This is a genomic window from Zavarzinia sp. (genome assembly GCF_049306435.1).
Lineage (GTDB): Bacteria > Pseudomonadota > Alphaproteobacteria > Zavarziniales > Zavarziniaceae > Zavarzinia.
Map to the genome: position 1 here is coordinate 1 of NZ_JBAQRT010000020.1, position 1,598 is coordinate 1,598.

The following is a 1,598-nucleotide window of genomic DNA, read 5'->3' on the forward strand; positions in this document are numbered from 1 at the left end:
GGCCGGTGGCGGCGGGGTCACGGCCGCCACGGTGGGGGGTGGCGCGGGGGGCGGCTCGGCGGAGACGGGGGCCTTCGGTGGCGGCTTCAGGTCGAGGACCAGCTTGTCCTGATAGCGCTGGGGTACGAGGGTAACGGGCTTGACCAGCCTGATGCGCAAGGTCCGGCCATCGGCCCCCGGCGTCGCCCCGCCGGCCAGCCGCGCCAGATGGCGTAGCGCCGGCGCGGCATCGAGGGTGACCGGACCCGAAAAAGTGATGACGAGGTCCTGCCCCTCGATCGTGGCCTTGGCATCGATGCCGGCGGTCAGATCGAAAACCAGCCGTCCGTAATCGCCGTGATCCCAACCGCGCACGCCCACGGCCGCGCCATCAGCCGCCATCAGAGGACGGCTGAGGCCCAGCAGCAGAAATCCGGCCAGCAGGGCCCGGTGCATTCGTTCAGATCGAGGCGAACAGCCGGTCGATGTCATCCTGGCTCGCTGCGACGGCGGGCAACTGCGGCCCATTGAGGAGTTTGATATCATCCGTGGTCGCTGTGGAGGACGGCGCCTCCGGCGCCTTATGGACAAGGCCGCCCGTCATTTCGATGAGCCGGCTCAGCCGTTCCTCGATGACGCCGAGGGTCTCGGTCACCTTGGCGATGCGCTGGCCGGTGATGTCCTGGAAATTCGAGGCTTCGTAAATCCGGGTCGTGATCGAGTGAATCTCGTTGATGCCGGCGCCGCCGAATGTTTCGGCCAGGGCTTCCAGTTCTTCCGCGATATCGAGGAAGACACCCGTCGCGTGTTCCGTCGCGTCGACCACCGAACGTAGCTGGTCGTTGGCGTGGGGAATGCGCTCCCGGGCGATTTCATCGGGCCTGATGGCGGCGATTTCCGTCCGGGTCTGGTGAATGACCGCCAGCAGGTTTTCCAGCTCCCGGGCCGTCTCGCCTTCGACCGCGCCGGCTGTCGCCGTGGCGGCCGGCGCCAGTGGCGGCGCGGTTTCAGCCTGCGGCCGCTCGCCGTCCCAGCTTTCGAGAAGCGCCGCGACGATGCGCCCGATCTCGCCCACGGGGACCATGCCGCCGGTCGAAGCCGAGAGCGCCGCCAGCCGTTCTTCGAAATTCATCGATGCTTTGCCCATGGTTCCTACCCGCCGCTCCCCGTGGTCGAGGCGTCCGCCGGCGGGCTGGTCCGCCGGGTCGCCAACGCGACCGTCAATGCCTTTGCCGCCTCGGGATCCATCGCCGCGAGGACGGGGGCAATCTTGGCTTCCTTCATACGACTGGCGACTTCGATCAGCACGGCGAAATCCAGCGTGTTGAAGATGATCGCCGCGTCTCCCGGCTTCATGGTCTCATAGACCTTCACCAGCCGGGCCATCTGCTGGTCCTGTTCCGCCGACTGCGCCGATCGCGCCGCGCTGATCTTTTCCTCGATCGCCTTGATATCCGCCAGCTTCCTGTCGACCCGGGCCTCGGCCGCGGCCACCAGGGCCTCGCGGCTGTCGAGTTCGCGGGCCCGCTCCTCGATTTCCTGGCGGCGCCGGGACAGATTTTGCAGAACATCGATCTCGCCCGGCGTCAGCTTGTCCGGGTCGAAGGCCGGGGCCGCGG

2 protein-coding genes and 1 pseudogene are annotated in these 1,598 nt (G+C 67.7%); all 3 read right to left on the reverse strand.

The window, feature by feature from the left end; translation table 11 throughout:
• Positions 1–435: pseudogene (locus WAZ62_RS01155) on the reverse strand (hypothetical protein); the annotation flags it as partial.
• A 4-nt stretch (positions 436–439) separates the two neighbouring features.
• Complete coding sequence (locus tag WAZ62_RS01160; RefSeq protein ID WP_422641697.1) at positions 440–1,111, reverse strand: protein phosphatase CheZ; 672 nt, start codon at positions 1,109–1,111, stop codon at positions 440–442.
• 20 nt (positions 1,112–1,131) lie between these two features.
• A partial coding sequence (locus WAZ62_RS01165) for a MotE family protein (protein WP_422641698.1) occupies positions 1,132–1,598 on the reverse strand: 467 nt, incomplete at its 5' end.

Coding starts and splice junctions, on each gene's coding strand:
- WAZ62_RS01160 (WP_422641697.1), bottom strand. CDS start 1,111: ATGAATTTCGAAGAACGGCTGGCGGCGCTCTCGGCTTCGACCGGCGGC.